This window comes from Acidovorax sp. sif1233 (assembly GCF_019218755.1).
Lineage (GTDB): Bacteria > Pseudomonadota > Gammaproteobacteria > Burkholderiales > Burkholderiaceae_C > Acidovorax.
Genome location: NZ_JAHUWZ010000006.1, coordinates 292,219 through 317,476 on the forward strand (window position 1 = coordinate 292,219; position 25,258 = coordinate 317,476).

A 25,258-nucleotide genomic window follows, 5' to 3' on the forward strand; every position below is an offset into this window, starting at 1 on the left:
CAAGGCGGAGGCGACCTGGTCGCCGCCGCTTTCCGCTTTTTGCCAATCGGGCTGCAACGCGGTAGATTGGTGGCTTTCTTGGGTGCTTATCGGCTGGATGCAACAAGCCAAAGGCCTGGATAATTCTGGCGATTCAACCCGACACGGATTCAGGAGGTGGGATATGGCTAGCTTTTCATCGATAGGCATCGGCCTGGGCGGCAACGTGGACGTCAATGGGCTGATCAAGGCTTCGGTCGACGCCGTGAAGATCCCCATCACCAAGACCAACGGCCTGAACCAGCAGGCGGCCATCACGAATGCGAAGGTGTCTGCCTTCGGCCAGTTCAAATCCCTGGTCTCCACGCTGGCCGATGCCGCCAGCAAGCTCGCCAGCGTCACGGGCTGGAACGGGGTGAGCGCGACCTCCGCCAAGCCGGAAGCCGTGTCGGTCTCCGCCGTGGGCGGCGCCGCGGCGACGTCATTCAATGTGCAGGTGCAGAACCTGGCCAAGGCGCAGTCCTCCATCTCCGTGGCGTTGTCGCCCGTCAAGCAGGCCGTCGGGGCGGGCACGCTGACCTTTGAAACGGGCAAGTGGTCCGGCGAGCCCAAGGTCTTCACGATGGGCAGCGCGGGCGCGGTCAATGTGGAAGTCAGCGCCACGGATACGCTGGCGGACGTCGCCAGCAAGATCAATGGCTCGAAGGCCGGCGTGACGGCCACCGTGCTGAGCGATGCCTCCGGCGAGCGCCTGATGCTGCGCAGCAAGACAACGGGCGAGGATGCCGGCTACCGGATGAGCGCGGCGGACGCCGACGGCAACCTGGCGGACGGTGCGGGCTTGTCGCGGCTCGTGGTGGGCGGCGTGACGGAGTATGCGGCGAACGCGAACGCGACCGTCAACGGCGTTGCCGTCACTTCGGCAACGAATGCCTTTGCCGATACCGTGTCGGGCGTGACGTTCACGGCGCTGCAGGTCACCACGGGCGACGTGGCGGTGACGGTGGCCAAGGACAACTCTGCCGTGAAGAAGAACATCGAGGCCTTCGTGAGCGCATACAACGCCATCAATCAGGCGTTGAATGAGGTCACCAAGTACGACCAGGGCACCAAAACGGCGGGGTTGCTGCAGGGGGATAGCGCGGCGGTGACCTTGCAAAACACCTTGCGCATGGCGCTGCAGTCCGTGAACAGCTCGGGCGCGCTGCGCAATCTGTCTGCCGTGGGAGTGGTCTCGGAGGGCGGGCTCGGCAACGTGGCACCCACCGGCAACCTGACGCTCGACGCGACCAAGTTCAACAAGGCCATGGAAAACGCCGACGACGTCAAGGCTTTCTTCCGGGGGCCGGAGGGCGGCAGCGTGGAGGACGGGTTCGCCGGAAAATTCAAGGCGGTCACGACCAAGCTGCTCGCAAACGACGGGTTCTTCGCCAGCAAGGCAAAAATCTACGAGCAATCCCTCAAGCTCAATGCCAAGGACGTGGAGACGATCAACGATCGTGCGGACCGCCTGGAAAAGAGCCTGACGGCGCGCTACACCGCCCTTGATACAAAGATGTCGAGCCTGAATGCGCTCAATGCGTATATCTCGCAGCAGGTGACCACCTGGAATAAATCCTCGGGCTGACCGCTTCAGTTTTTCTGGCTGTAGCCGATAACTAAAGTAATACATCGCAAGGATTGCCAGCATGTTCAGCGCCTATAGCCCCCGTGCAGCCAACGCTTATCAGCGTATCAATGTAGAAACCAGCATGCACACGATGGACCAGCACCAGCTGGTCAGCCTGCTGTATGAAGGTGTCCTGAACTCCATCGCCACGGCGCGGGGCGCCATGGCGCGCGGCGACGTGCTGGGCAAGGTCAACAATATCTCCAAGGCCGTCCGCATCATTGAAGAGGGGCTGAGCACGGCGCTCGACAAGGTGGATGGCGGAGAGCTGGCCCAGAACCTGGGAGCCTTGTATGACTACTGCCTGCACCGCCTGATCCTGGCGAATGCCCGCAACGACGATGCCATGATGCAGGAGGTCATGCGCCTGATCGAGCCGGTGGCGCAGGGCTGGAGCCAGATCAAGCAATCGGGCGCCGTCGCGGAGGCCGCCACCCCGGGGCAGCCAGCACTGGTGGAGGCCTGAACCATGTCCCACATGCTGATTGACTACTACAAGGCGATCGAAGACAGCAGCGCCAAGATGCTGGAGGCCGCCAGGCTCAAGGACTGGGATGGCGTGGTGCGCTATGAAGGAGCCTGTGCCGTGCTGATCGAGCAACTGCGCTTCAAGTCGCAGGAACACGAACTGCTGCCAGAGCACCGGCGCGAAAAGACCCGCATCATGCAGCGCATCCTGCGCAACGATGCCCAGATCCGTTGCCTGGCCGAGCCCTGGCTGGCGCAGTTCGAACACCTGTTCGAAGGCCAGCCGCAGATGATGCATTGAGGCATGCGCCAAGCCCCAGACAAAGCCGACCCCGCGAGGTCGGTTTTTTCATGGATGAAATACGGCGCTACCGCTTGTCCATCAGGCGCAAGCAGCTATTAAGTTGAGAGCAGCTGATTCCTGACGCTTGTCACGAAGCTGCCACGGCCAGCGATGCGTCGCGGAGCTCCCTGTGCTGAGAGTGTGGCGTGTCTTTTACGGAATAAAAAGTGCCTGTAGCCCTTATCCATAAAGCGCAAGCAGCTACAAAATCAGGAGTAAGCGCAGACCTGCGCTGCCAGATACCGGCGCGCCCCCCCGCGAGGGATGCCCAGCAAGGGCCGCCCCGCAGCGAGGGCATCGTCCCCTTGCCCACAGCGCGCAGCGCTGTGAGAGCGAGGGGACGGCGCGCAGCGCCTCAGGGGAGCGCCCCTGCTATACCTGCATGTTCATGATGTCGGTATAGGCCTGCACCATCCGGTTGCGCACGTGCAGCGTGGCCTGGAATCCGATCTGGGCCTTCTGGATCGCCACCATGGTTTCCTCGAGGCTGACGGAGGGGTTCTCCATCTGGACTTCCGTCTGCAGGTCGCTGGCACGGTTCTGGGCCGCACTGACCGACTGGAGCGCGCCTTTGAGCGCCCCTGAAAAACCCACTTCATTGGCGTCGTTTTGCGGCGCCGCAGCACGGCGCGCCACGCCAGCGCCCGTGAGCGGGGCGGTAGAGCTTGAGATGCGAAGGTCCATGGCGGTGTCCGTGGGAATGGGGGTATGCTGCGTATCCTAGCCATCGCGCCCCCGCCCATCGCTCTGAATTGATGGCCAAACGCGCGGCTTATCCAGCGAACATTTTGAGGGCGTGGCCGAATAATCGACCCCACGCTTTGGTCCTTGTCGGGCCTGCCCTACTGGAAAGCAAGATGTCTGCAGTTGCTGAAGTTCCTCTCACTCCCCCTGCCGGCCCGAACTGGCTGCAGCGGCTGTCTGCCCTGGACAGGGCGCAGCGCATGCGGCTGGGCGTGGGTGCGGCGCTCCTGGTGGCGGCGGCCATTGCGGCCATCGTGCTGGGGCGCCAGCCCGACTACCGGGTGCTGTTCGCCAACCTGAACGACAAGGATGGCGGTGCCATCGTCGCCCAGCTGTCGCAGATGAACGTGCCCTACAAGCATGCCGACGGCGGCGGTGCGATCCTGATCCCCGCCGACCGCGTGCATGACGTGCGCTTGCGCCTGGCCACCCAGGGCCTGCCCAAGGGTTCCGTGGCGGGCTTCGAGCTGATGGAGTCCAGCAAATTCGGAATGACGCAGTTTCAGGAACGCCTGAACTTCCAGCGGGGCCTGGAGGGTGAACTCACCCGCTCCATCCAGGCGCTGTCGTCCGTGCAGGGCGCGCGCGTGCACCTGGCGCTTCCCAATCAGAATGGCTTTTTCCGGGAGCAGCAAAAACCCTCGGCCTCCGTGCTGGTGAGCCTGCATCCCGGCCGCGTGCTCGACCGTGCCCAGCTGGCGGGCATCGTGCACCTGGTCGCCTCCAGCGTGCCGGAACTGGCGCCCTCCGCCGTGAGCGTGCTGGACGACACGGGCAAGCTGCTGTCCCAATCGCCCGATGGCGCCGCCGGAACCGGGGTCGACGCGCAGCAACTGCTGTATGTGCAGCAGATCGAGCAGCAGTACACCCGCCGGATCCTGGACATCCTGGAACCCGTGGTGGGCCGCAACAACGTCAAGGCGCAGGTGACGGCCGAGGTGGACTTCACCCAGACCGAATCCACATCCGAGCAGCACCGCCCCAACCTCGCCACCGATGCCAGCGCCATCCGCAGCCAGCAGATCGTGGAAAGCTCCGGTCCGCAGGGCAATCCGCTGCCCACGGGCGTGCCTGGCGCCACGACCAACCAGCCTCCCGCGGCTGCGGCGGCGCCCATCAACGGCGCCAATCCGGCACCCACGGCGGCGGGCCAGCAGGCCCAGGGCGCGCAGGCAGCGGCGAGCAAGCGCGAATCCATCACCAATTACGAAGTGGACAAGACCGTGCGCGTGACACGTGGCGGCAGCGGCGCCCTCAAGCGGGTGAGTGCGGCGGTGGTCGTGAACTACCAGTCCGCCGAGGACAAGGGCAAGACGGTATCCAAGGCGCTCACGCCAGAGCAGCTCGAGCAGATGACCGCCCTGGTGCGCGAAACCATTGGCTTCAACCGGGATCGTGGCGACTCGGTCAACCTCATGAACACCCCGTTCCAGGTGGACGCGACGCCTGCCAACGACGTTCCGCTGTGGAAACAGCCTGAAGTGATCGAACTGGCCAAGACCTTCGCCTGGCCAGTGGGTGCGGTTCTGTTCGCGGCCCTGGTGCTGCTGGGCCTGGTGCGGCCGGCGCTCAAGGGCGGCGCCGCTGCCAAGCCCCGCGCCATCCCGGTGGCCGGCGGCCAGCTCGACGCCGTGGAGTCCGAAACACCCGAGCGCCCCGCGCTGCCTGCGCCCGCCGCGAAGAACGAAGTGCTTCCCGCCACGCCGGAGCAGCTGCGCCTGGAAGAGGCGCGGGTGCTGGCCAAGGAGAACCCTGTGGCCGTGGCCAATATCCTGAAGACCTGGCTTAACGGCGAGCCAGTCTGACCGCCGACATCACGGACGACGACCACCATGGACGACCAAGGACTCAACGACGCAGCCATCATGCTGATGTCCCTCGGCGAGGAAGAGGCGGCCGAAGTGTTCAAGCATTTCTCGCCCAAGGAAGTGCAGAAGCTCGGCGAAACCATTGCGCGCATGCGCTCGGTGTCGCGCGACAAGGTGGACGAGGTCATCAACAAGTTCTCCAACGCGGCGGCGGCGCAGAGCCTTCTGGTGTCGGATACCGGCAACTACGTGCGCGCCGTGCTGCGGCGTGCGCTGGGGGATGACAAGGCCGGGCTGCTCATCGACCGCATCCTGCAGGGGGGCGACGTCTCGGGCATCGAAAGCCTGAAGTGGATGGACCCGCTGTCCGTGGCCGAGTTGCTGCGCAACGAACATCCCCAGATCGTCGCGGCCATCCTGGTGCACCTGGACAGCGACCAGGCATCGGGCATCCTGATGCACCTCACGGACCGCCAGCGCAGTGAAATTCTGTTGCGCGTGGCCACGCTCGAAGGCATACAGCCGACGGCGCTCAAGGACCTCAACGAGGTGCTGTTCAAGGTGCTGGCCGGCGGCGACAAGATCCGCAAGAGCTCGCTCGGCGGCGTCAAGGCAGCGGCCGAGATCATCAACCTGCTGGGCGGCAACATGGATGCCGTGGTGCTGGAGTCCATCCGCGGCTACGACCCCGACCTGGCCCAGAAGATCATGGACAAGATGTTCGTGTTCGAGGACGTGCTCAAGCTCGACGACAAGGCGATCCAGACCGTGCTCAAGGAAGTGGCTTCCGAAACGCTCATCGTTGCGCTCAAGGGAGCGGTGCCGGAGTTGCGCGAGAAGTTCCTCTCGAACATGTCCTCGCGTGCTTCCGAAGCGCTGCGGGAAGACCTCGAATCGCGCGGCCCGATGCGGCTGTCCGAAGTCGAGGCCCAGCAGAAGGAAATTCTCAAGACCGTGCGTCGCCTGTCCGACGAGGGTCAGATCGTGATTGGATCCGGCGGTGATGATGCCTTCGTCTAGCCAGCGTTCGTACTCGCGCTTCATCCCCAGCGAGGAAGTCGGCGATTTCACACAGTGGAAGTTTGGCGCCGTGGATGGCTCCGACCTCGTCGAGCCAGAACCAGAGCCCGTGGCCGAGATTCCGGTCGAAATAGACGAGGCCGCGCAGCAGGCGCTGGTCCAGCAGGCGTGTGACGACGCGTATGCCGAGGGCTTTGCCCAGGGCCAGGCCCAAACGGCACTGGAGTGGCAGCGCCGCATGGATGACTACATCGCGCAGCAAGGGAACGAAGCCGCCCTGCGCCTTCAGGGTGTGATGCAGACGCTGGACGCGAGCCTGATCGACATGCAGCAGCAGATGGCCCAGCAGCTGCTGGAACTGGCGTGCGACATCGCACGCCAGGTGGTGCGCCAGGAGCTGTCCGTCAACCCCAATGCCCTGCAGCCCGTGGTGCGGGAGGCCGTGGGCATGCTGGTGACCGAAGGCCGGCCCGCGATGGTCCGGTTGAACCCCGCCGACATGGAGGCGATGGCCCAGCCCATGCGCGAGGAGATGGATGCGCCGGGGGTGCAGTGGATGGCCGATGCCGCAGTACCGCCAGGCGGCTGTCTGGTCGAGTCTGCGGGCACCGTGGTGGATGGCAGCCTGGACAAGCGCTGGCAGCGCGCCATCGCGGCGCTGGGCCTCCAGTCGCCCTGGCAGGAGGAGGGCGGCGATGAGCGTTGAAGCCCCCGCCGCCTGGACACGCCTCATCGAGGATGCGCGCGAGCGTGTTGCCGAGGGCGCTCCGCTGGAAACACGCGGCACCCTGACACGGCTGACAGGCCTGGTGCTGGAGGCCGTGGGCATCCGCGTGCCGGTGGGCTCGCAGTGCATGGTCCAGATGCCGGGCCATGCCCCGGTGCTGGCCGAGGTGGTGGGGTTCTCCGCCGATCGCGCGTTTCTGATGCCGGCGGGAGACATCCACGGGCTGTCCAGCGGCGCGAGCGTGGTGCCGGCGGCACCCTACGTTCCCATGCCGCGACTGGGCGAGCCCGCGCGGGCCATCCAGCGCGCCGGTGTGCTGCGCTTGCCCATGGGCGAGGGCCTGCTCGGACGGGTGGTGGACGCGCAGGGCCTGCCGCTGGACCATGGCGGGCCGGTGCAGGACGTGGTGTCCGAGCCCATGGGGCGCCGCCAGATCAATGCCATGGACCGCGATCCCGTGCGCGAATCGCTGGACACCGGCGTGCGCGCCATCAACGCCCTGCTCACGGTGGGGCGCGGCCAGCGCCTGGGCCTGTTCGCAGGCTCTGGGGTGGGCAAGAGCGTCCTGCTGGGCATGATGGCCCGCTACACCCGCGCCGACGTGATCGTGGTGGGGCTGATTGGCGAGCGGGGGCGCGAAGTCAAGGAATTCGTCGAGGACATCCTGGGCGAAGACGGCCGCGCGCGCTCGGTCGTGGTGGCCGCTCCGGCGGACGCACCCCCCCTGCTGCGCATGCAGGGCGCGGCCTATGCCACGGCCGTGGCCGAGCATTTCCGCGACAAGGGCAAGCACGTGCTGCTGCTCATGGATTCATTGACCCGCTATGCGATGGCCCAGCGCGAAATCGCGCTGGCCATTGGCGAACCCCCTGCCACCAAGGGCTATCCGCCCTCCTGTTTCGCCAAGCTCCCTCAACTCGTGGAGCGCAGCGGCAACGGACTGCATGGCGTCGGGTCCATCACGGCCTTCTATACAGTGCTCTCGGAAGGGGATGACCAGCAGGACCCCATCGCCGACGCGGCGCGCGCCATCCTGGATGGCCACATCGTGCTCTCGCGCGCGCTGGCCGAGACGGGCCATTTCCCCGCCATCGACATCGAGCAATCCGCGTCGCGCGTGATGCACAACGTGGTGTCGCGCGGGCATTTCGACCTGGCGCGGCGCTTTCGGGCGGTGTACTCGCGCTACCAGAAAAGCCGCGATCTGGTGCAGGTGGGCGCCTATATGAGCGGCTCCGATCCGGCGCTGGACGAGGCCATCCGTCTGCAGCCGCAGATGGCGGGGTTCCTGCAGCAGGACATGTTCGAGGCGGCCTCCATGGACCAGAGCGTCGCGGGCATGGCGGCGGTGCTGGACCACTGAACACAGCGGGTCGCCAGCCATGTCCAGCCTCAATTCCCTGTCCGTCGCCGTCGAGGTGGCGTCCCGCAAGCGGGACGACGCGCGCAAGGTGCTGCAGGACACGCAGGCAGCGCAGCAGGCGGCACGCGCCCAGCTCGACCAGCTCGAAGACTATGCCCGTGAAACGCAAGCGCGGTGGGGCATGAAGGCCGACACCACGATGAAGCCCGAGGTGATGTACCACCACTACCAGTTCATGGACCGTTTGGGACATGCGGCGGGTGTCCAGACCGGGGTGGTGGGTGACCATGCCAACCGGGTGGAGGCGGCCCGGCGCAGCCTGCTGGAGGCGGAACTGCGGCTGGCCAGCCTGCGCAAGGTCATGGAGAAGCGGCGCCACGACCTGGAGCGGGCTGAAATGCGAAGAGATCAGAAACAAACCGATGAACGGGCTGCCCTGCAGTACCGAAGTGCGATGCAAGGCTCTGCGGGCCGGGAGTAGTGACAATGGAACAAGCAAGAATTTCTTCTCCCCAGGGCACCCAGCCGGCCCACGCCGCGCGGACCCGGTCCACGGCGCAGGCGCCGGACGACGCCCACAGTGCCGCCCCCAGCGGTTTTCTGGCCCTGCTGGCAGCGCTCGGGGATGCTGCTGCCCCGGGGGACGCCGGGCCGCTGGACCTGCCGTCCGCCGGCGCGGCGCCGGCCGATGGGTTGCCCGCCGATGCCGCGAAGGATGCCCTGGATGCTTCGGCCCTGGCGGCATGGCAGGGATTGCTGGCGCCCGACGCCGCTGTGCGGGGCGATGCCGCCGGGGCGGCGGCGGGGCAGGGCACCGGCCTTCGCATTGCAGTGCAAGATGGAACGGCGGCAGGCTCGGGGATGCCCGGCGCGGGCGCCCAGGCAGGGGCGAACCCGTTGGCGGCTGGTGTGCCGGGCGTGGACGGCCTGCCACAGGGCATGGTGGCCGAAACGGCCATGCTCGACGCTTCCGCGGACCTCAAGGGCGGGGCACCACAGGCCGGTGCCGCAGCGTTCGGCCGGGCTTTCTCGCGCATGCAAACTGCATTGGCCCAAAGGGCGGATTCCGCAGAAATGTCCCTGGGCCGGGCCCGGGCGGGCGATGTGGCGCTGCCGACGCAAGGGCACCACATGGCGGCCGTGGCGACGGTGCAGGCCGCCAGCGAGCGCATGGCGGCGGGCCTGCCGGTTGCGGGCGCCGCCGATCGGAGCGCGGCTGCCGGGGCCGGCGACCTGGTGGCCAACGGCGCAGCGATGGCGGGCGACCTGCTGGCGGCTGCAGCGCCCGCACGGGGTGGGGAGGCCGCCGGCAATGGCGGCAGCCCTGGCGAAGGGCGGGGGGATGCCGGCGCATGGTTCGACAATGGCGGGGGCGTGGCGCCCGTGGAGCCAGGAGCGGCCGTCGATGGCGCCGCGGCGTTTGGCGATCCTGCCCAGGCCGGCATGGAGGACCAGGTCGCCGAGCAGGTGACGTACTGGATCAACCAGAAGACTCAGAATGCGGAGCTGACGCTCAACCGCGACGGGCAGCCCGTCGAGGTGTCGGTGTCGCTGTCGGGCAATGAGGCCCATGTGACTTTCCGCAGCGACCAGCCGCAGACCCGCGACATGCTGGACCGGAGCATGGCGCAATTGAGCGAGTTGCTGCGCAGCGAGGGGCTGGTGCTCTCGGGCATGTCGGTCGGCACGTCGGCCGGACAACGTGAAAATGCGGCCGACCCCGAACGGCAGGGCCGCCGCGATGGGTCACGCCAGGCGCAGGTGGTGGCCGCCACGCCGGTGGGCATGGCCTCGCCGCTGCGCGGCGGTGGCGGCGCGCCAGACCGTGCCGTGGACATCTTTGTGTGAGTCCGCATGGCGGCGGGAACCTTCGGCCCGCCCCGCATGCGCCGCGCCGTGGGCGCATTGCCGGCTCACAGCTCCTGGCGGGTGACCTGCAATCGGGATAGCGCTGCGAATGCCATGGTTTTGGGCTTTTATTCTGGCTATTATTGGTCGCAGCATCGCCCAATAATGGGCCATCCGGTCTTGTCCGCCCATTGATTGCGTGGGTACGGCCCGTCTCCCACCAAGGAATCCGCATCGTGTCAGCCAATACCCCCGCAGCGGCTCCGGCCAAAAGCAAGAAGATGCTCATCATCATCATCGGCGTTGTGGCGGTGCTGGTGATTGGCGGCGGGGTGGCGGCCTGGCTGATTTCCAGCCGCTCCCACGCCGAAGACGAGGAAGGGGCTGCGCCGGCCCGCAAGGAGGCCCCCAAGGTGGCTCCCACCTTCCTGCCCATGGAGAACATGGTGGTGAACCTGGCGGACCCCGGTGGCGACCGGTTTGCACAGATCGGCATTACCCTGGAGCTGGAAGATGCCAAGACGGCGGAACAGGTGAAGCTGTACCTGCCCACCATCCGCAGTGGCATCCTGATGCTGATTTCCCAGCGGACCTCCGCCGAATTGCTGCAAAGGGAAGGCAAGGAAAAACTGGCCTCCGATATCCTGCGCGAAGTCTCGCGTCCCCTGGGCTATCCGGTTGCCACGGAACGCGACCGCGCGCGTGCCGCGGCGGCCGACAAGGACGGCGACGAAGATGAACGCCCCGCGCGCCGGCGCACGGAGCGCAACCCGGTGCACCGGGTGCTTTTCTCCAGCTTCATCATCCAGTGACCCGGGCAAGGACCAGTCATGAGTGATTCATTTCTTTCGCAGGAAGAGGTCGATGCCCTTCTCGAAGGGGTTACTGGCGAGAGCCAGAAATCGGTCGAGGAAGTGGCGGAGGCGGGTTCCGTACGCAACTACGACATTTCCAGCCAGGAGCGCATCGTCCGTGGACGGATGCCGACGATGGAAATCGTCAATGAGCGGTTCGCGCGCAACTTCCGCATCGGCCTGTTCAATTTCATCCGCCGCAGCCCCGAGATCTCGGTGGGCACCGTGTCCGTGCAGCGCTACAGCGCCTTCCTGCGGGAGCTTGCGGTCCCCACGAATTTCAACATCGTGGCCATCCGTCCGCTGCGCGGCAGCGGGCTGATCGTGTGCGAACCCTCGCTCGTGTTCGGCATCATTGACACGCTGTACGGCGGCGTGGGCAAGTTCCAGACTCGGATCGAGGGGCGGGACTTCTCGCCCACGGAGCAACGGGTCATCAACCGCCTGGTGGATGTGATCTGCGCCGAATACAAGAAGGCGTGGCAGGGGATCTACCCCCTGGAGCTCGAATACCAGCGCTCGGAAATGCAGCCGCAGTTCGCCAACATCGCCACGCCCAGCGAAATCGTCGTGTCCACGGCCTTTCAGCTGGAAATCGGCGACCTTTCGGGGGCGATCCATATCTGCATGCCCTACGCGACGCTGGAGCCCATCCGCGACGTGCTGTATTCGTCCACACAGGGCGATTCCATCGAGGTGGATCGCCGCTGGGTGCGCGTGCTGACCCGGGAAATCCAGGCCGCCGAAGTGACGCTGGTGGCTGAACTGGCCCGCGCTGATGCCACGGTGGAGCAATTGCTGGCCATGAAGCCTGGCGATTTCATCGAGCTCGACCGCGAGCCCCGCATCCGCGCGTCGATCGGGGGCGTGCCTATTTTTGAATGCCAGTACGGAACGCACAATTCCAAGTACGCCATTCGTATCGAAGAATGCCTGCGCAATGCCGACATGAGCTGGCTGGGAGAAAAAGATGTCAACTGAAGAAGATAACAAGGACGGCGCGGCGGATGACCCCTTTGCGGGTTGGGCCGAGGCGCTCGAGGAGCAAAAGCGGACCGAGGACAAGCCCGGCGATGCCGAGCAGGGCGGCCCGCTCTCCGGCGACCCCGTGCGCCCTTTCTCTGGCGGCGGGGATGGCACGGTCAACGACATCAACATGGTGCTGGACATTCCGGTCCAGCTGTCGGTGGAGCTCGGGCGCACCAAGGTGCCGATCAAGTACATCCTTCAGCTGGCCCAAGGCTCGGTGGTGGAGCTCGACGCGCTCGCGGGCGAGCCCATGGACGTCCTGGTGAATGGCTATCTCATCGCGCAGGGCGAGGTCGTCGTGGTCAATGACAAGTTCGGTATCCGCCTCACGGACGTGGTGACCCCTTCCGAGCGCCTTCGGCGGGTCAGCCGTGGATAGTGGCAGCATGACCCAGACGCTGGTGGTGGTCGTCCTTTTCGTGGGCGCCATGGCGTTGCTGCCCTGGCTGGTCCGCCGGCTGCAGCAGCGCCACGCCACCGCCGGCCTGGGGGCTGGAGCGGCTTCCCGCGTGCTCTCCGCCGTGGCCGTGGGTCCCCAGCAGCGCGTGGTCACCGTGGAGGTGGGGCCGGAACACGCGCGGACCTGGCTGGTTCTTGGCGTGACCGCGCAGCAGGTGAGCTGCCTGCACGTGCTGCCGGCCGTTGCCGCCAGCATGCCTTCCGCGGCGCCCAAGGCGGAACCATCTTTCGCGCACGCGGTTGCGTCGGCCGTCAACGCGCCTGGAAGTCCTTCCCATGGCTGAGGCTTCACGGGTGCGTCGTGTGCTGCTGCTGGCTGCGGTGGCCTCCCTGGGCGCCATGGTGCATGGCACGGCCGCCGCGCAGGCCTCCGCGGGCGCGCTGCCATTGGTGGTGGGCAGCGGCCCTTCGGGCAACAGCTATTCGGTGCCCATCCAGACCCTGCTGTTCTTCACGGCCCTGTCCTTCCTGCCGGCGGTTCTGCTCATGATGACGGGCTTCACGCGCATCGTGATCGTTTTGTCTCTCCTGCGCCAGGCGCTGGGTACCCAGTCGGCGCCGCCCAACCAGGTCATCATCGGACTGTCGCTGTTTCTCACCTTCTTCGTGATGGGGCCCACCCTGGACCGGGTGTACCAGGACGCCTATGTGCCTTACACCAACAACACCATCAGCTTCGAACAGGCCCTGGTCAAGGCCGAGGCGCCGATGCGCAGCTTCATGCTCAAGCAGACCCGGCAATCCGATTTCGCCCTCTTTTCCCGGCTGGCGCGCCTGGATGCGAGCGTGACGGCGGAAACCGCGCCGCTGCGGGTGCTGGTGCCAGCCTTTGTCACCAGCGAACTGAAATCGGCATTTCAGATCGGCTTCATGATCTTCATCCCGTTTCTGGTGATCGACATGGTGGTGTCGAGCATCCTCATGTCCTTGGGCATGATGATGCTGTCTCCGGTGCTGGTGGCACTGCCGTTCAAGCTCATGCTGTTTGTGCTGGCGGACGGCTGGAATTTGCTGATCGGCTCGCTGGCTGCCAGTTTTGTTCCCTGAAGGAGTGGGCGATGACTTCGCAAATGGTGCTGACCATCGGGCGCGACGCCTTGACGCTGCTGCTGATGATTTCGATGCCGGTGCTCGGTGCCGTGATGGCGGTGGGTCTGATCGTGAGCATTTTCCAGGCGGTCACGCAGATCCATGAGGCGACACTGGCCTTTGTTCCCAAGCTGATCGCCGCGATGGTGGTTTTTGCGATCGCAGGGCCCTGGATGCTCAGTACCCTGGTGGACTTTATCCGCCGGACGATCGAGTCCATTCCGTCGATGATCGGCTAGTGCGGGGCACGGCCTTGCGCTTCGCGCCGCACCCTTTGTTCGCCAGCCCCATTTCTGGCTGCCCATCGGGGATCGCGTGATCACTTTCTCCGAAGCCCAGCTGATGGCCTGGCTGTCTCCCATCCTGTGGCCATTCTTGCGCGTGCTCGCCGTCTTCTCGGTCGCGCCAGTGTTTTCCATGCGGACGATACCCATGCGCGTCAAGATCGGACTGGCGTTCCTGGTGGCGCTGTGCGCCCAGGGCGTGCTGGTGAATCAACCGGTCATCAGCGTCAACGGGCGCGAGGCATTCGGAGCCGTGGCCCAGCAAGTGGCCGTGGGGCTTGCGATCGGGTTTTCCGTCCGGCTGGTGTTTGCGGCCGTGGAGCTGGCGGGCGAAATCATCGGGTTGCAGATGGGGTTGAATTTCGCATCATTTTTCGACCCCTCTTCGAATGCCCAGATCAGTGCGGTAGCCCGCTTTTTTGGACACATGTCCATGCTGCTCTTTGTGGTGATCAATGGCCATCTGCTGATCCTGATGGCCGTGGTGAAGAGTTTTGACCGCTTTCCGGTCGATGGCAACTTCCTGCAGGCCCTTGGGCAGATGCGCATTTACGAGCTGGGTTCGTCCCTGTTTTCCAGTGCGCTGTGGATCGCGCTGCCCATGATCGCGCTCCTGCTGTTCGTCAACTTGACGCTGGGCATCATTTCGCGGGTGGCGCCGCAGATGAACATCTATGCCGTGGGGTTCCCGGTGACGTTGACCGTGGGCATGCTGGGCATCGTGGCCACGCTTCCGCTGCTGGAGCAACCCGTGCTGGCGCTGATGCAGCAGGCGGTCGATCTCTTTGCCACGCAGCGATAGTGGGGAAAGAGGGGGTGGGCAGGCCGTCTCAGACCAGCTGGTTGCGGATGGCGTAGACGGTGAGTTCCGCGTTGTTCGAGAGCTTCAGCTTCTCCAGCACGCGCGAACGGTACACGCTCACGGTCTTGGGGCTGAGCATCAACTCCTCGGCGATGTCCGACAGCCTGCGGCCGGAGGCAATCTTGACCAGTGTCTGCAACTCCCGCTCGGACAGCGCCGCATGCGGCGCCTCCGGCGTGGGCTGTGCCAGGCTGTCCGCCAGCATCTGGGCAACCTCTGCCGTGAGGTACTTGCGCCCCTGCATGACGGTGCGCACGGCCGCAATCAATTCGACCGGATCCCCTGCCTTGTTGGCGTATCCCTGGGCGCCGGCCTTCAGGCAGCGCAGGGCGTACTGGTCTTCCGGGTACATGGACACCACCAGCACCTTGATGGCGGAGTGCGTCTCGCGCAGGCTGGCCAGCACCTCAAGGCCGCTGCGCCCCGGCATGTTCAGGTCCAGCAGCAGCACATCGCAGGCTGCCGAGCGCAGCACCTCGCGCAGCTCGGAATATCCCCCGGCCTCTCCAGTCACCTGGATATCGGGGGCGTCGGCCAGCGTGTCGCGTATTCCGCGCCGCAGAACGGCATGGTCATCGCACAGGACCACATGAATCACTGCACATCTCCTGGGGCTGGTGATGGGTGCGATGTTAGCGGTATGGAAAGGATCACGGAGGTGCCCTGGCCGGGCCGGCTGCTGATATCCAGCCACCCCCCGACAGTCCGGGCGCGTTCATGCAGGCCCTTGAGCCCGAAGGCCTTGGGCTTGTCGAGCATTTGCGGATCGATGCCCCGGCCATCGTCGGTGACCTCCAGCGTCAGGACGCCCTCCTTGTCGGAGAGATCGATACGCACAGTGCCTGGATGGGCATGTTTGGAAATATTGGTCAGCGCTTCCTGCGCGGTGCGGTAGGCCGCCAGCTGGATATCCGGCGGAGCGTGGATGGTCTCGCTGCTGGTCACGACCGGAGCCGGTATGCCCGAGCGGCGCTCGAAGCCGGCGGCAAGCCACTGAACGGCTGCCACCAGCCCCTGTTCGAGGATCGGCGGGCGCAGGTTCATCATGATCCGCTGGCTCGCCTCGATGGCGTGCTGCAGCATCTCGGCCGCCGACGCCGCGTGTTCCTGCATCGCCGGGGCCGTGCTGTGGCGTCCGATCCATGCCACATCGAACCGCACGGCCGTCAATGCGCCGCCGATGTCGTCATGAATTTCTCGGGCGATGGATGCGCGTTCCTGCTCGATCGATGTTTGCAGGTGTTCTGTCAGTTCCGCCAGCCGGCGTTCGGACGCCTCCAGCTGCGCCACGGCCTGTTCGCGCGCCTTGCGGGCGTCGTGGACCTCCAGAGCGCGTGCGATCACATGGGGCAGGCGCTGCAGGTCGTCCTTGAGCAGGTAGTCTGCGATGCCCAGGCGGATGGCGTCCACGGCGGCTGCCTCGCCGATGGCGCCGGACAGCAGCACAAAAGGGGGGTGCTGCGGCTTTTGCGCCACATGCGTCCATGCGTCCAGCGCGGTAAAGCCTGGCAGGCGGTAATCTGCCAGGATGATGTCAAAAGCCTGGGTATCGGTCAGCCGCTGGAAGTCGGCAAGCGAGTCGACCTGATGGAGATGGCAATGGAGCCCGGACCGCCGCAGGGTCAAGGCGGTCAGCTCATGGTCCGCCAGTGAATCTTCAAGATGCAGGATGCTGAGGGTCTGGTCTGGTGCTATGGTGACCATAGGAGCGCTATCATAGGATACAAATTGGAACAAACAAGGGTGTTTGTCCGATTGGGATGGTTTCAGCGTCAGCGTCCAATGGATGCCGACACCATGGTGCGCATGCCTTTGCTTTGGGCTTTTGTGCAGATATCGTAGTCCTGGGATTTTTGCGTGCTTTGCTGCTGCGTGCTGCGATGGAGAAACGATGCAATCTACGCTAACAACGTCTGGAGGACCTGCTGTCCAGGTTCCCGTCATGGTGGCGGCAGAGCTGCAGGATTCGTTGCTGGTCGTGATGCATGACCTGCATCGCCTGGAAGGCCTGCTCAGCCATGCCACCGACAACCTGCTGGAACGTTTTGGAGAGGCCAATGCCGTGCTGACGGACGCGGCTGTGGCCGATTCTCCGGAGCTGGTGGCCGCTCGGGCCGCGCTGCGCAGCGCCGTGACCGAATTGCAGTTCCAGGATATGGCGTCCCAGTTGATCTGGCACACGACCAAGGTGCTTCAAGGATGCGCTTTCCGCTTGGCCTCCGAGGCCATGGGCAATGAAGATGGTGAAGAAGCAGCGCCATTTGCAGAGATGGCGCCGGACCGGCCCAACCCCGTCACGCAAAGCGAGATGGATGCCGGTTCCGTGGACCTGTTCTGATCTTCACGTCACTGGTTAACCTATATATTCAAGTCAGTTGGAGCCTTACATGCAATCGATCCTAGCCGTAGATGATTCACCGTCCATGCGGAAAATGGTGTCGTTCACTCTCACGGGTGCCGGCTACCACGTTGTGGAGGCGGTGGATGGGCAGGATGCCCTTGAGAAGGCCGAGAGCCATGACATTGATCTGGTCCTGGCCGACCAGAACATGCCGCGCCTGGACGGTATCGGATTGACGCGCAAACTGCGCGAGAACCCCAAATTCAAGACCATCCCGATCCTGATCCTCACCACCGAGTCGAGCGATCAGATGAAGCAGGCCGGGCGCACGGCCGGGGCGACGGGCTGGCTGGTCAAGCCTTTTGATCCCAATCGCCTGATCGAAGTCATTCAGAAAGTGATCCGCTGAGCCGGATTGGATTGGCCCGGACCACCAAGTACACAGGAGCCCACGATGGCGGAAACCTACCAAGAAGGATCGGGAGCAGGCGCTGACTTCGACCTGAGCCAGTTCTATCAGATCTTTTTCGAGGAAGCGGGCGAAAACCTGGACCAGATGGAGCAGATGCTCCTGGATCTGGATCTGAGCAGCGCCAATGATGAAGAGCTCAACGGCATCTTCCGGTGCGCCCATTCCATCAAGGGTGGCTCGGCCACCTTTGGTTTTTCGGACGTGGCGGAGCTGACGCACCAGATGGAGTCCTTGCTGGACCGGTTGCGCCGCCATGAGCTGCAACCCGTTCCCCAGATGGTGGACGTGCTGCTGGAGTCCGCCGATGCATCCCGCAGCTTGCTGGCCCGCCATCAGGCCGGAGGCCAGGGAGAGGCTGTCTCCACCACGTCGCTGGTGCGCCGCATCAGTGAGCTTGCTGCGGGGCTCGTCCCCAGCGACGCGCCCGCCGTGGCACCACCGCCACCTGCGCCAGCCCCGCAGGTAGCGGCTCCGGCGCCCAAGGCGGTGACGCCCGCAGTCGCCGGACAGGCGCGTGCACTGGAAATCCAGATCGGCCCGCTGGAGCGGCCGCAGCAGGCCGATGCCATCAAGGAACTGTTCCGGGATATTCCCGGGCTCGGTGCCATCCGGGACATGGAAAGCACCCAGCCCAACACGCGGCTGTTCGCGGTGGAGACCACCTCCACCAACGATGATCTGCTCGACCTGTTCGCCTTCCATGTGTCCAAGGAGCAGGTCCTCATCCGTGAGGCCGCTGCAGCAGCGGCTGCAGCCCCGGAGGACGCGGACGACGATGTCGTGGTCGCCGCGGATGCCGCCGGAGGCGAGGCGTACGGCTTCTTCAGCGATGCGCCGGGTGCTCCCGGTACCGATGCGCCCCGGGCGGCAGCGCAGGCCCCCGCACAAGCGCCCAAGGCTGCGGCCCCCAAGGCTGCGGAGCCCAAGGTCGCCATGCAGGCGCAGATGGAGTCCACGACGATTCGCGTGGACGTGAAAAAGGTCGACCAGCTCATCAACCTGGTGGGTGAACTTGTGATCACCCAGGCGATGCTCGCGCAGAACAGCCGGGGGCTGGATGCAGGCGCCTACCAGCAGCTGCTGGCGGGGCTGGCCGACCTGGATCGCAACACGCGCGACCTGCAGGAATCGGTCATGTCGATCCGCATGATTCCGATGTCCATCGTCTTCAGCCGCTTCCCCCGCATGCTGCGGGACTTGGCGAACAAGCTGGGCAAGAAGGTCGAACTGGTGACGCTGGGCGAGGCCACCGAACTGGACAAGGGGCTGGTCGAGAAGATCACCGATCCGCTGACACACCTGGTGCGCAACAGCTGCGACCACGGGATCGAGATGCCGGCGGACCGCTTGGCCAAGGGCAAGTCGGAACACGGGACCATCACGCTGTCGGCCTCGCACCAGGGCGGATCGATCGTGATCGAGGTGCGCGACGATGGCCGTGGCCTCTCGCGCGAGAAGATCCTCAGCAAGGCGCAGGAGCGCGGCATCGAAGTGTCCGAGCAGATGAGCGATGCGGAGGTCTGGCAACTGATCTTTGCACCAGGCTTTTCCACCGCCGACGAGGTGACCGACGTGTCCGGGCGTGGCGTGGGCATGGACGTTGTCAAGCGCAATATCGCGGCGCTCAACGGGTCGGTGGAGATTGACTCGGCCGAGGGTTACGGAATGAAGGTTTCCGTGCGCCTGCCGTTGACGCTGGCCATCATGGATGGCATGTCCGTGGGGGTGAGCGACGAGGTCTACATCCTGCCTCTGTCTTCCGTCGTGGAGTCCTTCCAGGTCAACGCGGACGATGTGAGCACCGTGGCACAGGGATCGCAACTGGTGAAGGTGCGCGACGAATACATGCCGGTAATCGCGCTGGAAAAGATCTTCCAGGTGCCGCGTTTTGACCCCAACAAGTCCAGCAACATCATGGTGGTCGTGGAAGCGGATGGCAGCCGTGTTGCGCTGCTGGTGGATGAGCTGCTGGGCCAGCACCAGGTGGTGGTCAAGAACCTGGAATCGAACTACCGCAAGGTCCCCAACGTGTCGGGCGCCACCATTCTGGGCGACGGCACGGTGGCGCTCATCCTGGATACGGGCGGGCTGGTGCGGCGGGCGCGCCACTAGATTTGAGCAGCCGTGCCCGAAGGGCAGGGCGCTGTCACGAAAGGAGAATTCACCATGAGTGTGATGGGTAAAACCGCAGAGGCGGTGCCAACGGGCACCCGCGAATATCTGACGTTCCGCCTCGACCAGGAAGAGTACGGCATCGATATCCTGAAGGTGCAGGAGATCCGTGGCTATGAGCCACCGACACGGATTGCGAACGCCCCCAGTTTCATCAAGGGCGTCGTGAACCTGCGTGGCACGATCGTGCCCATTGTCGACATGCGCCTCAAGTTCAACTGCGCGCAGGCGGACTACAACAGCTTCACGGTGGTCATCATCTTGAACCTCCGCAACCGGGTGGTCGGAATCGTGGTGGACTCCGTCAGCGATGTGATGGAACTGACGCCCGAGAGCATTCGCTCTGCACCGGATATTGAAAGCGCCATCGACAACAGCTGCATCCTCGGGCTCGGGTCGGTGGGTGAGCGCATGCTGATTCTGCTGGACATCGAGAAACTCATGTCCGGCGTGGACATGGGGCTGGTGACCGCCAACGAATAGGGCGAATAGGGCGCAACCGTCACACCAGTGGTGGATCCAGCACCTGCCAGCAGATGGCGGGTGTGGCTAGCAGGTCTCTTGGAGCGAACAGGATTTCCCGTCGGACGATCAATATGGCCCAACCCACCAGTGCATTCCCCACGGCCCGGCCCACCACCGCCAGGGTGGATCCGGTCTATGCCGCCGCGGCTGCCCCCTCGGGGCCGCTGGCCCAGGGGCGCGAGTTTGTCTGGACCAATGCGGATTTCGCGCGGGTGCAGGCGCTGATCTATCAGCGCGCGGGCATCAGCTTGCACGACGGCAAGCACGCCATGGTGTACAGCCGCCTTTCGCGCCGTTTGCGTGACACGGGGCACAACAGTTTTCACGACTATCTCGGATGGCTTGAGACGCATGACGGCCCGGAGTGGCAGGAGTTCATCAATGCGCTCACCACCAACCTCACGGCCTTCTTCCGCGAACAGCACCATTTCGAGATCTTCGCCTCGCATCTGCGCAGCAAGCCATCGACTGGCTGGCGGGTCTGGTGCAATGCCGCCTCTACCGGAGAAGAACCCTATTCCATCGTGATGACGGCGTTCGAGGCGCTGGGGGCCAACGCGTCTTTCAAGCTGACCGCCAGCGACATCGATTCCCGCGTGCTGGCGACGGCAGCGCAGGGGGTGTACCGCCTCGACAGCCTCAAAGGCCTGAGCCCGGAGCGCCTGCAGAAGTTCTTTCTGCGGGGCAAGGGGGCCAATCTGGGCATGGTGCGGGCCAAGCCGGAACTGCGGCGTGCCATTGATTTCATGAGTGTGAACCTCATCCGGGACGACTGGCCGTTCAAAGAGCCCTTCGATGTGGTTTTTTGCCGCAACGTGATGATCTACTTTGATGCACCCACGCAGCGGCGGGTGCTGGAGAGGATCCACAGGGTCCTCAAGCCCGGCGGCATGCTGTTTGTAGGGCATGCCGAGAACTTCAGCGAGTCCAGGGACCTGTTTACGCTGCGCGGCAAAACGGTGTACGAGCGTCGCTGACCCGCCATGTTGCCTAGCACCGAGCACACATGACCACCACTCCATCAGGCTCATCCCCTTCTTCGGCCGTTGCCGCGCCTGGCATGTCCGAGCGGCGCCGTGCTCCCCGCATCGCCCCCCTGAGCGCGGACATCTATGCCGCCGGGTCAGGGCCGGCCCGGGAGTCTTCGCTGCAGGAGCTCAAGGCGCACAGCCGCAAACCCGGGGAGGCTTCCTTCTTTTATCTGGACCATCACTTTCAGCACAATGCCGTGAAGGTCCTTCCGGGCGAATATTTTGTCGCCGACGAGAACATGGTCATCATGACCGTGCTGGGGTCATGCATTGCCGCCTGCCTGTGGGACAGCCGTGCGCGCATAGGAGGCATGAATCATTTCATGCTGCCCGATGGCGATGTGGGGGATGCTTCGGGGCGCTATGGCTCGTACGCCATGGAATTGCTGATCAACGAGATGCTCAAGCTCGGAGCCCGCCGCGAAACCATGCAGGCCAAGATTTTTGGCGGGGCGCAGGTCATGCACAACTTCACGACCATGAATGTCGGTGAGCGCAACACCAATTTTGTTTTGAACTACCTTCACACGGAGCGTATTCCCATCGTCTCCGAGGATGTGCTGGATATCTATCCGCGCAAGGTGGTTTTTTTCCCCATCACAGGGAAAGCCATGGTCAAGCGGTTGGCGCACGCACATCCCGAGGCCTTGGTGGCCCAGGAAGTGCGCGGCAATGCCGCCACCGTGGCCAAGACCACCTCGGGCGGTTCTGTCGATCTGTTTTGAGGAAGGCGTGAGTTAATGAGCAGGAAAATCCGGGTGATCGTGGTGGACGATTCGGCGTTGGTCCGCAGTCTGCTGTCCGAGATCATCAACCGGCAGCGGGACATGGAGTGCATCGGCACGGCCAATGATCCCTTGGTGGCGCGCGAGATGATCCGCGAGCTCAACCCCGATGTCATCACACTGGATGTCGAGATGCCGCGCATGGACGGCATCGACTTCCTGGGGCGGTTGATGCGCTTGCGACCGATGCCGGTGGTGATGATTTCCACGCTGACGGAGCGGGGCGCTGAAGTGACGATGAAGGCGCTGGAACTGGGGGCGGTGGATTTTGTGGCCAAGCCCCGTGTCGGCCTGGCCAGCGGCCTCAACGATCTGGCCACCCAGATCGTGGACAAGATCCGCGTGGCCGCGGTGGCGCAGGTTCGCCGCGCGCCCGCTCGCGAAACCACCGCCGCTGGCGGTGCGGGGAGTGGTGCAGGTGCAGCGCCTGCCATGCCCGCGTCGGCGCTCCTGGGGCGCCTGTCCACCGAAAAGCTGATTTGCATCGGGGCATCCACCGGCGGTACCGAGGCCATCAAGGAGGTGCTGGTGCAGATGCCGGCGGATTCGCCCGCCATTGTCATCACCCAGCATATGCCCCCGGGTTTCACCACCAGCTTTGCGGCACGCCTCAATGGCTTGTGCCAGATCACGGTCAAGGAAGCCGTGAACGGCGAACGCATCCTGCCTGGCCATGCCTACATCGCTCCGGGGGGAACCCAGTTCCACGTGGCCCGCAGTGGTGCCAACTATGTTGCCGTGGTGGATGATGGCCCGCCGGTGAATCGCCACAAGCCCTCGGTCGAGGTGCTGTTCAAGTCGGCCGCTGCGGTGGTGGGGCGCAATGCCTTCGGCATCATGCTCACCGGAATGGGCAACGATGGCGCGGCCGCGATGAAAGAGATGAAGGATGCCGGCAGCTACAACTACGTGCAGGATGAAGCCAGCTGCATCGTATTTGGCATGCCGCGCGAAGCCATTGCCCACGGCGCCGCGGATGAGGTTCTGCCGCTGGGGCAGATCGCCTCCGCATTGATTACGCGTTTGCGGGGCGCGACGGATCGGCTGCACCACCGGATCTGATGGCCGGGCACGGCCTGCGTTGCAGGCCGCGCATTTTGGCGACAGAGCAGCGCGGTCCTGCTTGTGCCCGGTGCCTTGGTGCCTCAGGCGGACAGGGCCGTCCAGCGTTCCAGTGCAGCCATCAACTCTTCCTCGATGGCCCCGGCCCGCGTGGTCATGGCGGCGGCCCGTGCGGGGTCGGCGCTGTACAGGGTGCCATCCGCCAGAGCATCCTGCAGTTCCTGCTGCTCTGCTTCGAGTCCGGCGATCTGTGCAGGCAACTGGTCGAGCTCACGCTGTTCCTTGTAGCTAAGCTTCTTTTTTGATAGCGGCTCGCGCTTGCTGGATGAGGCCTGAGCCGGATTTTCGCTCAAATTCTCTCGGCCAGCCTTCTGGCCGGGCGCGGGGGAGGCCTGGAGTGCTCGGCTGCGCTTGGATTGCTGCAACCAGTCCTGCACGCCACCTTCATACTCCCGCCACAGGCCGTCGCCCTCGAAGGCGATGGTGCTGGTGACCACGTTGTCGAGAAAAGTCCGGTCATGGCTGACGAGGAACACGGTACCTTCGTAGTTCTCCAGCAGCTCCTCCAGAAGATCGAGGGTGTCGATGTCCAGGTCATTGGTGGGCTCATCCAGTACCAGGACATTCGCGGGACGCGCGAACAGCCGCGCCAGCAGCAGCCGGTTGCGCTCGCCGCCCGACAGCGAGCGGACAGGGGAATGCGCGCGGGCCGGAGAGAACAGGAAGTCGCTCAGGTAGCTCTTGACATGCTTGCGCTGATTGCCGATTTCGATCCATTCGCTGCCTGGGCTGATGAAGTCCTCCAGCGTGGCATCCAGGTTGACGGCATGGCGCATCTGGTCGAAATACGCGACCTGCAGATTGGCGCCTTGGCGGATGGTGCCTTCGTCGGGTGCCAGCTCCCCGAGAATCATCTTGAGCAAGGTGGTTTTGCCTGCGCCGTTGGGTCCTATCAAGCCCACCTTGTCGCCGCGCAGGATCGTTCCGGTGAAGTTGCGCACAATGGTCTTGTCGCCGAAGGATTTGCCCACACCGTTGAGCTCCGCGACGATCTTGCCTTGATACCCGCTGGAACTGCCGGTCGCCACGTCCATGCGAACGCTGCCCACCACTTCCCGGCGGGCCTCGCGGCGCGCGCGCAGGTGCTCCAGGCGGCTGATGCGGCTCTGACTGCGGGTGCGGCGCGCCTCGACGCCGCGGCGAATCCAGACTTCCTCCTGGGCGAGGAGTTTGTCGGCCTTGGCCGAAATGACGGCTTCCTGGGCCAGCTGATCCTCCTTTTGTATCTGGTATTGCGCGAAGTTGCCGGGGTAGGAGCGCAACTGCCCACGATCAAGCTCCACGATGCGGGTGGCAACGCGGTCCAGGAACGACCGGTCATGGGTGATGGTGACCACACTGCCTGGAAAATCAAGCAGAAGGTCTTCAAGCCATTCGATGGAGTCGAGGTCCAGATGGTTGGTGGGCTCATCCAGCAACAGGACGTCCGGGCGGGCTACCAGCGCTTGTGCGAGTGCCACACGCTTCTTGGTCCCCCCTGACAACGTGCCCACAACGGCATCCGGATCCAGATGCAGGCGCTGCAGTGTTTCCTCTACCCGCTGCTCCCAGTTCCAGGCGTCGTAGGCTTCAATTTCGGATTGCAGGGCATCGAGGTCCAGGCCTTCCGCACCCGACAGGTACTGGTCACGGATGGCAATGACGCGCTGCAGTCCTTCGGACGCGGACTTGAAGATGGTGGCGGTGGAATCCAGAGAGGGTTCCTGGGCCACGAAGGCAATGCGCACGCCCTGTTGTACCTGCAGTGAGCCGTCGTCTGGTTTGGCCAGCCCCCCGAGAATCTTGAGCAGCGAGGACTTGCCCGCGCCATTGCGCCCGATCAGTCCCACGCGCTCGGCAGTCTCCAGGGAAAAGCCGGCGTGGTCCAGCAGTGCAACATGCCCAAATGCGAGTTGGGCGTCCAGTAAGGTGATAAGTGCCATAAGGGCAGGATTATCGGGGGGAGGGTGGTGTTGCCGGCGATGGGGCAGAACTGGGCGGGGCGCTCGCACCCCCACTGGATGTGTTTTCTCACCCTTTAGTAGAGGACCGCAAGGAGGCGCAGTGGTCGTGGCGTGGCCGACGCCTGCATGGAGCGCAGGTTGGAGGAGGCCTTCAGGAAAGAAATGATCAACTTTCTTTTCGCCCTTCGAACTCATGCTATAGTCGAGGGCTTCGCTACTGAGGCGGTGCTGCAGAGATGCGGGGCGCTGGAGGTTTGGGTGATGATGGGGTCTAGGCCTTGTTGTTGCCGGGGCTGAGAAGGTGGAAGAAGAAAGTTTGGT

At 64.5% G+C, this 25,258-nt stretch carries 27 protein-coding genes; 23 read left to right on the forward strand and 4 right to left on the reverse strand.

All coding sequences use genetic code 11. From position 1 onward, the window contains the following. Window positions 1–163: 163 nt before the first annotated feature. The 3 genes from fliD (at window position 164) to KW843_RS20400 (ending at window position 2,417) form a co-directional block, all read left to right on the forward strand. On the forward strand, window positions 164–1,606 hold the full coding sequence (gene fliD / locus KW843_RS20390; RefSeq protein WP_218296966.1) for a flagellar filament capping protein FliD: 1,443 nt from the start codon (window positions 164–166) through the stop codon (window positions 1,604–1,606). Between the two features lie 61 nt (window positions 1,607–1,667). After that, window positions 1,668–2,114: a flagellar export chaperone FliS gene (gene fliS, locus KW843_RS20395; RefSeq protein WP_218296967.1), complete on the forward strand. Its 447-nt coding sequence runs from the start codon at window positions 1,668–1,670 to the stop codon at window positions 2,112–2,114. 3 nt (window positions 2,115–2,117) lie between these two features. Next, window positions 2,118–2,417 (forward strand): flagellar protein FliT, encoded by a 300-nt coding sequence (locus tag KW843_RS20400; RefSeq protein WP_063461658.1) that lies wholly within the window; start codon window positions 2,118–2,120, stop codon window positions 2,415–2,417. A gap of 414 nt (window positions 2,418–2,831) precedes the next feature. On the opposite strand, the gene fliE is transcribed toward KW843_RS20400, so the two are convergent. Further along, on the reverse strand, window positions 2,832–3,143 hold the full coding sequence (fliE, locus tag KW843_RS20405) for a flagellar hook-basal body complex protein FliE (protein WP_218296968.1): 312 nt from the start codon (window positions 3,141–3,143) through the stop codon (window positions 2,832–2,834). A 173-nt stretch (window positions 3,144–3,316) separates the two neighbouring features. Between fliE and fliF the strand changes: the two genes are divergently transcribed. The 13 genes from fliF to fliR all read left to right on the forward strand — a co-directional run bounded on the left by fliF (window position 3,317) and on the right by fliR (window position 14,486). Beyond that, window positions 3,317–5,008, forward strand: a complete 1,692-nt coding sequence (gene fliF, locus KW843_RS20410; RefSeq protein ID WP_218296969.1) for a flagellar basal-body MS-ring/collar protein FliF — start codon at window positions 3,317–3,319, stop codon at window positions 5,006–5,008. A 27-nt stretch (window positions 5,009–5,035) separates the two neighbouring features. After that, entirely contained in the window at window positions 5,036–6,031 is a 996-nt protein-coding gene (fliG, locus tag KW843_RS20415) for a flagellar motor switch protein FliG (RefSeq protein WP_218296970.1), read from the forward strand. Continuing rightward, entirely contained in the window at window positions 6,015–6,737 is a 723-nt protein-coding gene (locus KW843_RS20420; protein WP_218296971.1) for a flagellar assembly protein FliH, read from the forward strand. The genes fliG and KW843_RS20420 overlap by 17 nt, the downstream gene beginning before the upstream one ends. After that, window positions 6,727–8,121 (forward strand): flagellar protein export ATPase FliI, encoded by a 1,395-nt coding sequence (gene fliI / locus KW843_RS20425; protein WP_218296972.1) that lies wholly within the window; start codon window positions 6,727–6,729, stop codon window positions 8,119–8,121. Before KW843_RS20420 ends, fliI begins: the two co-directional genes overlap by 11 nt. Window positions 8,122–8,140: 19 nt before the next feature. After that, the gene (gene fliJ, locus KW843_RS20430; protein ID WP_218296973.1) at window positions 8,141–8,602 is read left to right on the forward strand and encodes a flagellar export protein FliJ; all 462 of its coding nucleotides are present in this window, start codon (window positions 8,141–8,143) and stop codon (window positions 8,600–8,602) included. Between the two features lie 5 nt (window positions 8,603–8,607). Continuing rightward, window positions 8,608–9,969, forward strand: a complete 1,362-nt coding sequence (locus KW843_RS26850) for a flagellar hook-length control protein FliK (RefSeq protein ID WP_255594837.1) — start codon at window positions 8,608–8,610, stop codon at window positions 9,967–9,969. 236 nt (window positions 9,970–10,205) lie between these two features. Next, window positions 10,206–10,781 carry a flagellar basal body-associated FliL family protein gene (gene fliL, locus KW843_RS20440; protein WP_218296974.1) on the forward strand — a complete coding sequence of 192 codons (576 nt, stop codon included), beginning with the start codon at window positions 10,206–10,208 and terminating at the stop codon, window positions 10,779–10,781. A gap of 18 nt (window positions 10,782–10,799) precedes the next feature. Beyond that, the gene (gene fliM / locus KW843_RS20445) at window positions 10,800–11,804 is read left to right on the forward strand and encodes a flagellar motor switch protein FliM (protein WP_010466026.1); all 1,005 of its coding nucleotides are present in this window, start codon (window positions 10,800–10,802) and stop codon (window positions 11,802–11,804) included. Next, window positions 11,794–12,231: a flagellar motor switch protein FliN gene (fliN, locus tag KW843_RS20450; RefSeq protein WP_218296975.1), complete on the forward strand. Its 438-nt coding sequence runs from the start codon at window positions 11,794–11,796 to the stop codon at window positions 12,229–12,231. The genes fliM and fliN overlap by 11 nt, the downstream gene beginning before the upstream one ends. A 7-nt stretch (window positions 12,232–12,238) precedes the next feature. Further along, entirely contained in the window at window positions 12,239–12,595 is a 357-nt protein-coding gene (locus KW843_RS20455; RefSeq protein ID WP_218296976.1) for a flagellar biosynthetic protein FliO, read from the forward strand. Continuing rightward, window positions 12,588–13,358 (forward strand): flagellar type III secretion system pore protein FliP, encoded by a 771-nt coding sequence (gene fliP, locus KW843_RS20460; RefSeq protein ID WP_218296977.1) that lies wholly within the window; start codon window positions 12,588–12,590, stop codon window positions 13,356–13,358. Before KW843_RS20455 ends, fliP begins: the two co-directional genes overlap by 8 nt. Before the next feature lie 11 nt (window positions 13,359–13,369). Beyond that, the gene (fliQ, locus tag KW843_RS20465) at window positions 13,370–13,639 is read left to right on the forward strand and encodes a flagellar biosynthesis protein FliQ (protein WP_218296978.1); all 270 of its coding nucleotides are present in this window, start codon (window positions 13,370–13,372) and stop codon (window positions 13,637–13,639) included. Window positions 13,640–13,715: 76 nt separating this feature from the next. Continuing rightward, a complete protein-coding gene (fliR, locus tag KW843_RS20470; protein ID WP_218296979.1) occupies window positions 13,716–14,486 on the forward strand; it encodes a flagellar biosynthetic protein FliR in 771 nt (256 codons plus the stop codon). A 28-nt stretch (window positions 14,487–14,514) separates the two neighbouring features. Here fliR and KW843_RS20475 read toward each other — a convergent pair whose 3' ends face one another. Both KW843_RS20475 and KW843_RS20480 read right to left on the reverse strand, forming a co-directional pair. Continuing rightward, window positions 14,515–15,144, reverse strand: coding sequence for a response regulator transcription factor (locus tag KW843_RS20475; RefSeq protein ID WP_218296980.1), 630 nt, complete (start codon window positions 15,142–15,144; stop codon window positions 14,515–14,517). Then, on the reverse strand, window positions 15,141–16,250 hold the full coding sequence (locus KW843_RS20480) for an ATP-binding protein (RefSeq protein ID WP_218296981.1): 1,110 nt from the start codon (window positions 16,248–16,250) through the stop codon (window positions 15,141–15,143). Before KW843_RS20480 ends, KW843_RS20475 begins: the two co-directional genes overlap by 4 nt. A gap of 187 nt (window positions 16,251–16,437) precedes the next feature. On the opposite strand from KW843_RS20480, the gene KW843_RS20485 reads away from it, so the two are divergent. The 7 genes from KW843_RS20485 to KW843_RS20515 all read left to right on the forward strand — a co-directional run bounded on the left by KW843_RS20485 (window position 16,438) and on the right by KW843_RS20515 (window position 22,934). Then, complete coding sequence (locus tag KW843_RS20485) at window positions 16,438–16,884, forward strand: hypothetical protein (protein ID WP_218296982.1); 447 nt, start codon at window positions 16,438–16,440, stop codon at window positions 16,882–16,884. A 49-nt stretch (window positions 16,885–16,933) separates the two neighbouring features. Next, window positions 16,934–17,296 (forward strand): response regulator, encoded by a 363-nt coding sequence (locus KW843_RS20490; RefSeq protein WP_056173069.1) that lies wholly within the window; start codon window positions 16,934–16,936, stop codon window positions 17,294–17,296. Window positions 17,297–17,341: 45 nt separating this feature from the next. Beyond that, on the forward strand, window positions 17,342–19,471 hold the full coding sequence (locus KW843_RS20495) for a chemotaxis protein CheA (protein WP_218296983.1): 2,130 nt from the start codon (window positions 17,342–17,344) through the stop codon (window positions 19,469–19,471). Window positions 19,472–19,525: 54 nt separating this feature from the next. Beyond that, window positions 19,526–20,014: a chemotaxis protein CheW gene (locus KW843_RS20500; RefSeq protein WP_218296984.1), complete on the forward strand. Its 489-nt coding sequence runs from the start codon at window positions 19,526–19,528 to the stop codon at window positions 20,012–20,014. A gap of 113 nt (window positions 20,015–20,127) precedes the next feature. Then, entirely contained in the window at window positions 20,128–21,033 is a 906-nt protein-coding gene (locus KW843_RS20505; RefSeq protein ID WP_255594838.1) for a CheR family methyltransferase, read from the forward strand. Between the two features lie 29 nt (window positions 21,034–21,062). Beyond that, window positions 21,063–21,812 (forward strand): chemoreceptor glutamine deamidase CheD, encoded by a 750-nt coding sequence (gene cheD, locus KW843_RS20510; RefSeq protein ID WP_218296985.1) that lies wholly within the window; start codon window positions 21,063–21,065, stop codon window positions 21,810–21,812. A gap of 15 nt (window positions 21,813–21,827) precedes the next feature. After that, window positions 21,828–22,934: a chemotaxis response regulator protein-glutamate methylesterase gene (locus tag KW843_RS20515; protein ID WP_218296986.1), complete on the forward strand. Its 1,107-nt coding sequence runs from the start codon at window positions 21,828–21,830 to the stop codon at window positions 22,932–22,934. Window positions 22,935–23,017: 83 nt separating this feature from the next. Here KW843_RS20515 and KW843_RS20520 read toward each other — a convergent pair whose 3' ends face one another. Beyond that, a complete protein-coding gene (locus tag KW843_RS20520; protein WP_218296987.1) occupies window positions 23,018–24,916 on the reverse strand; it encodes an ATP-binding cassette domain-containing protein in 1,899 nt (632 codons plus the stop codon). Window positions 24,917–25,258: the final 342 nt, after the last annotated feature.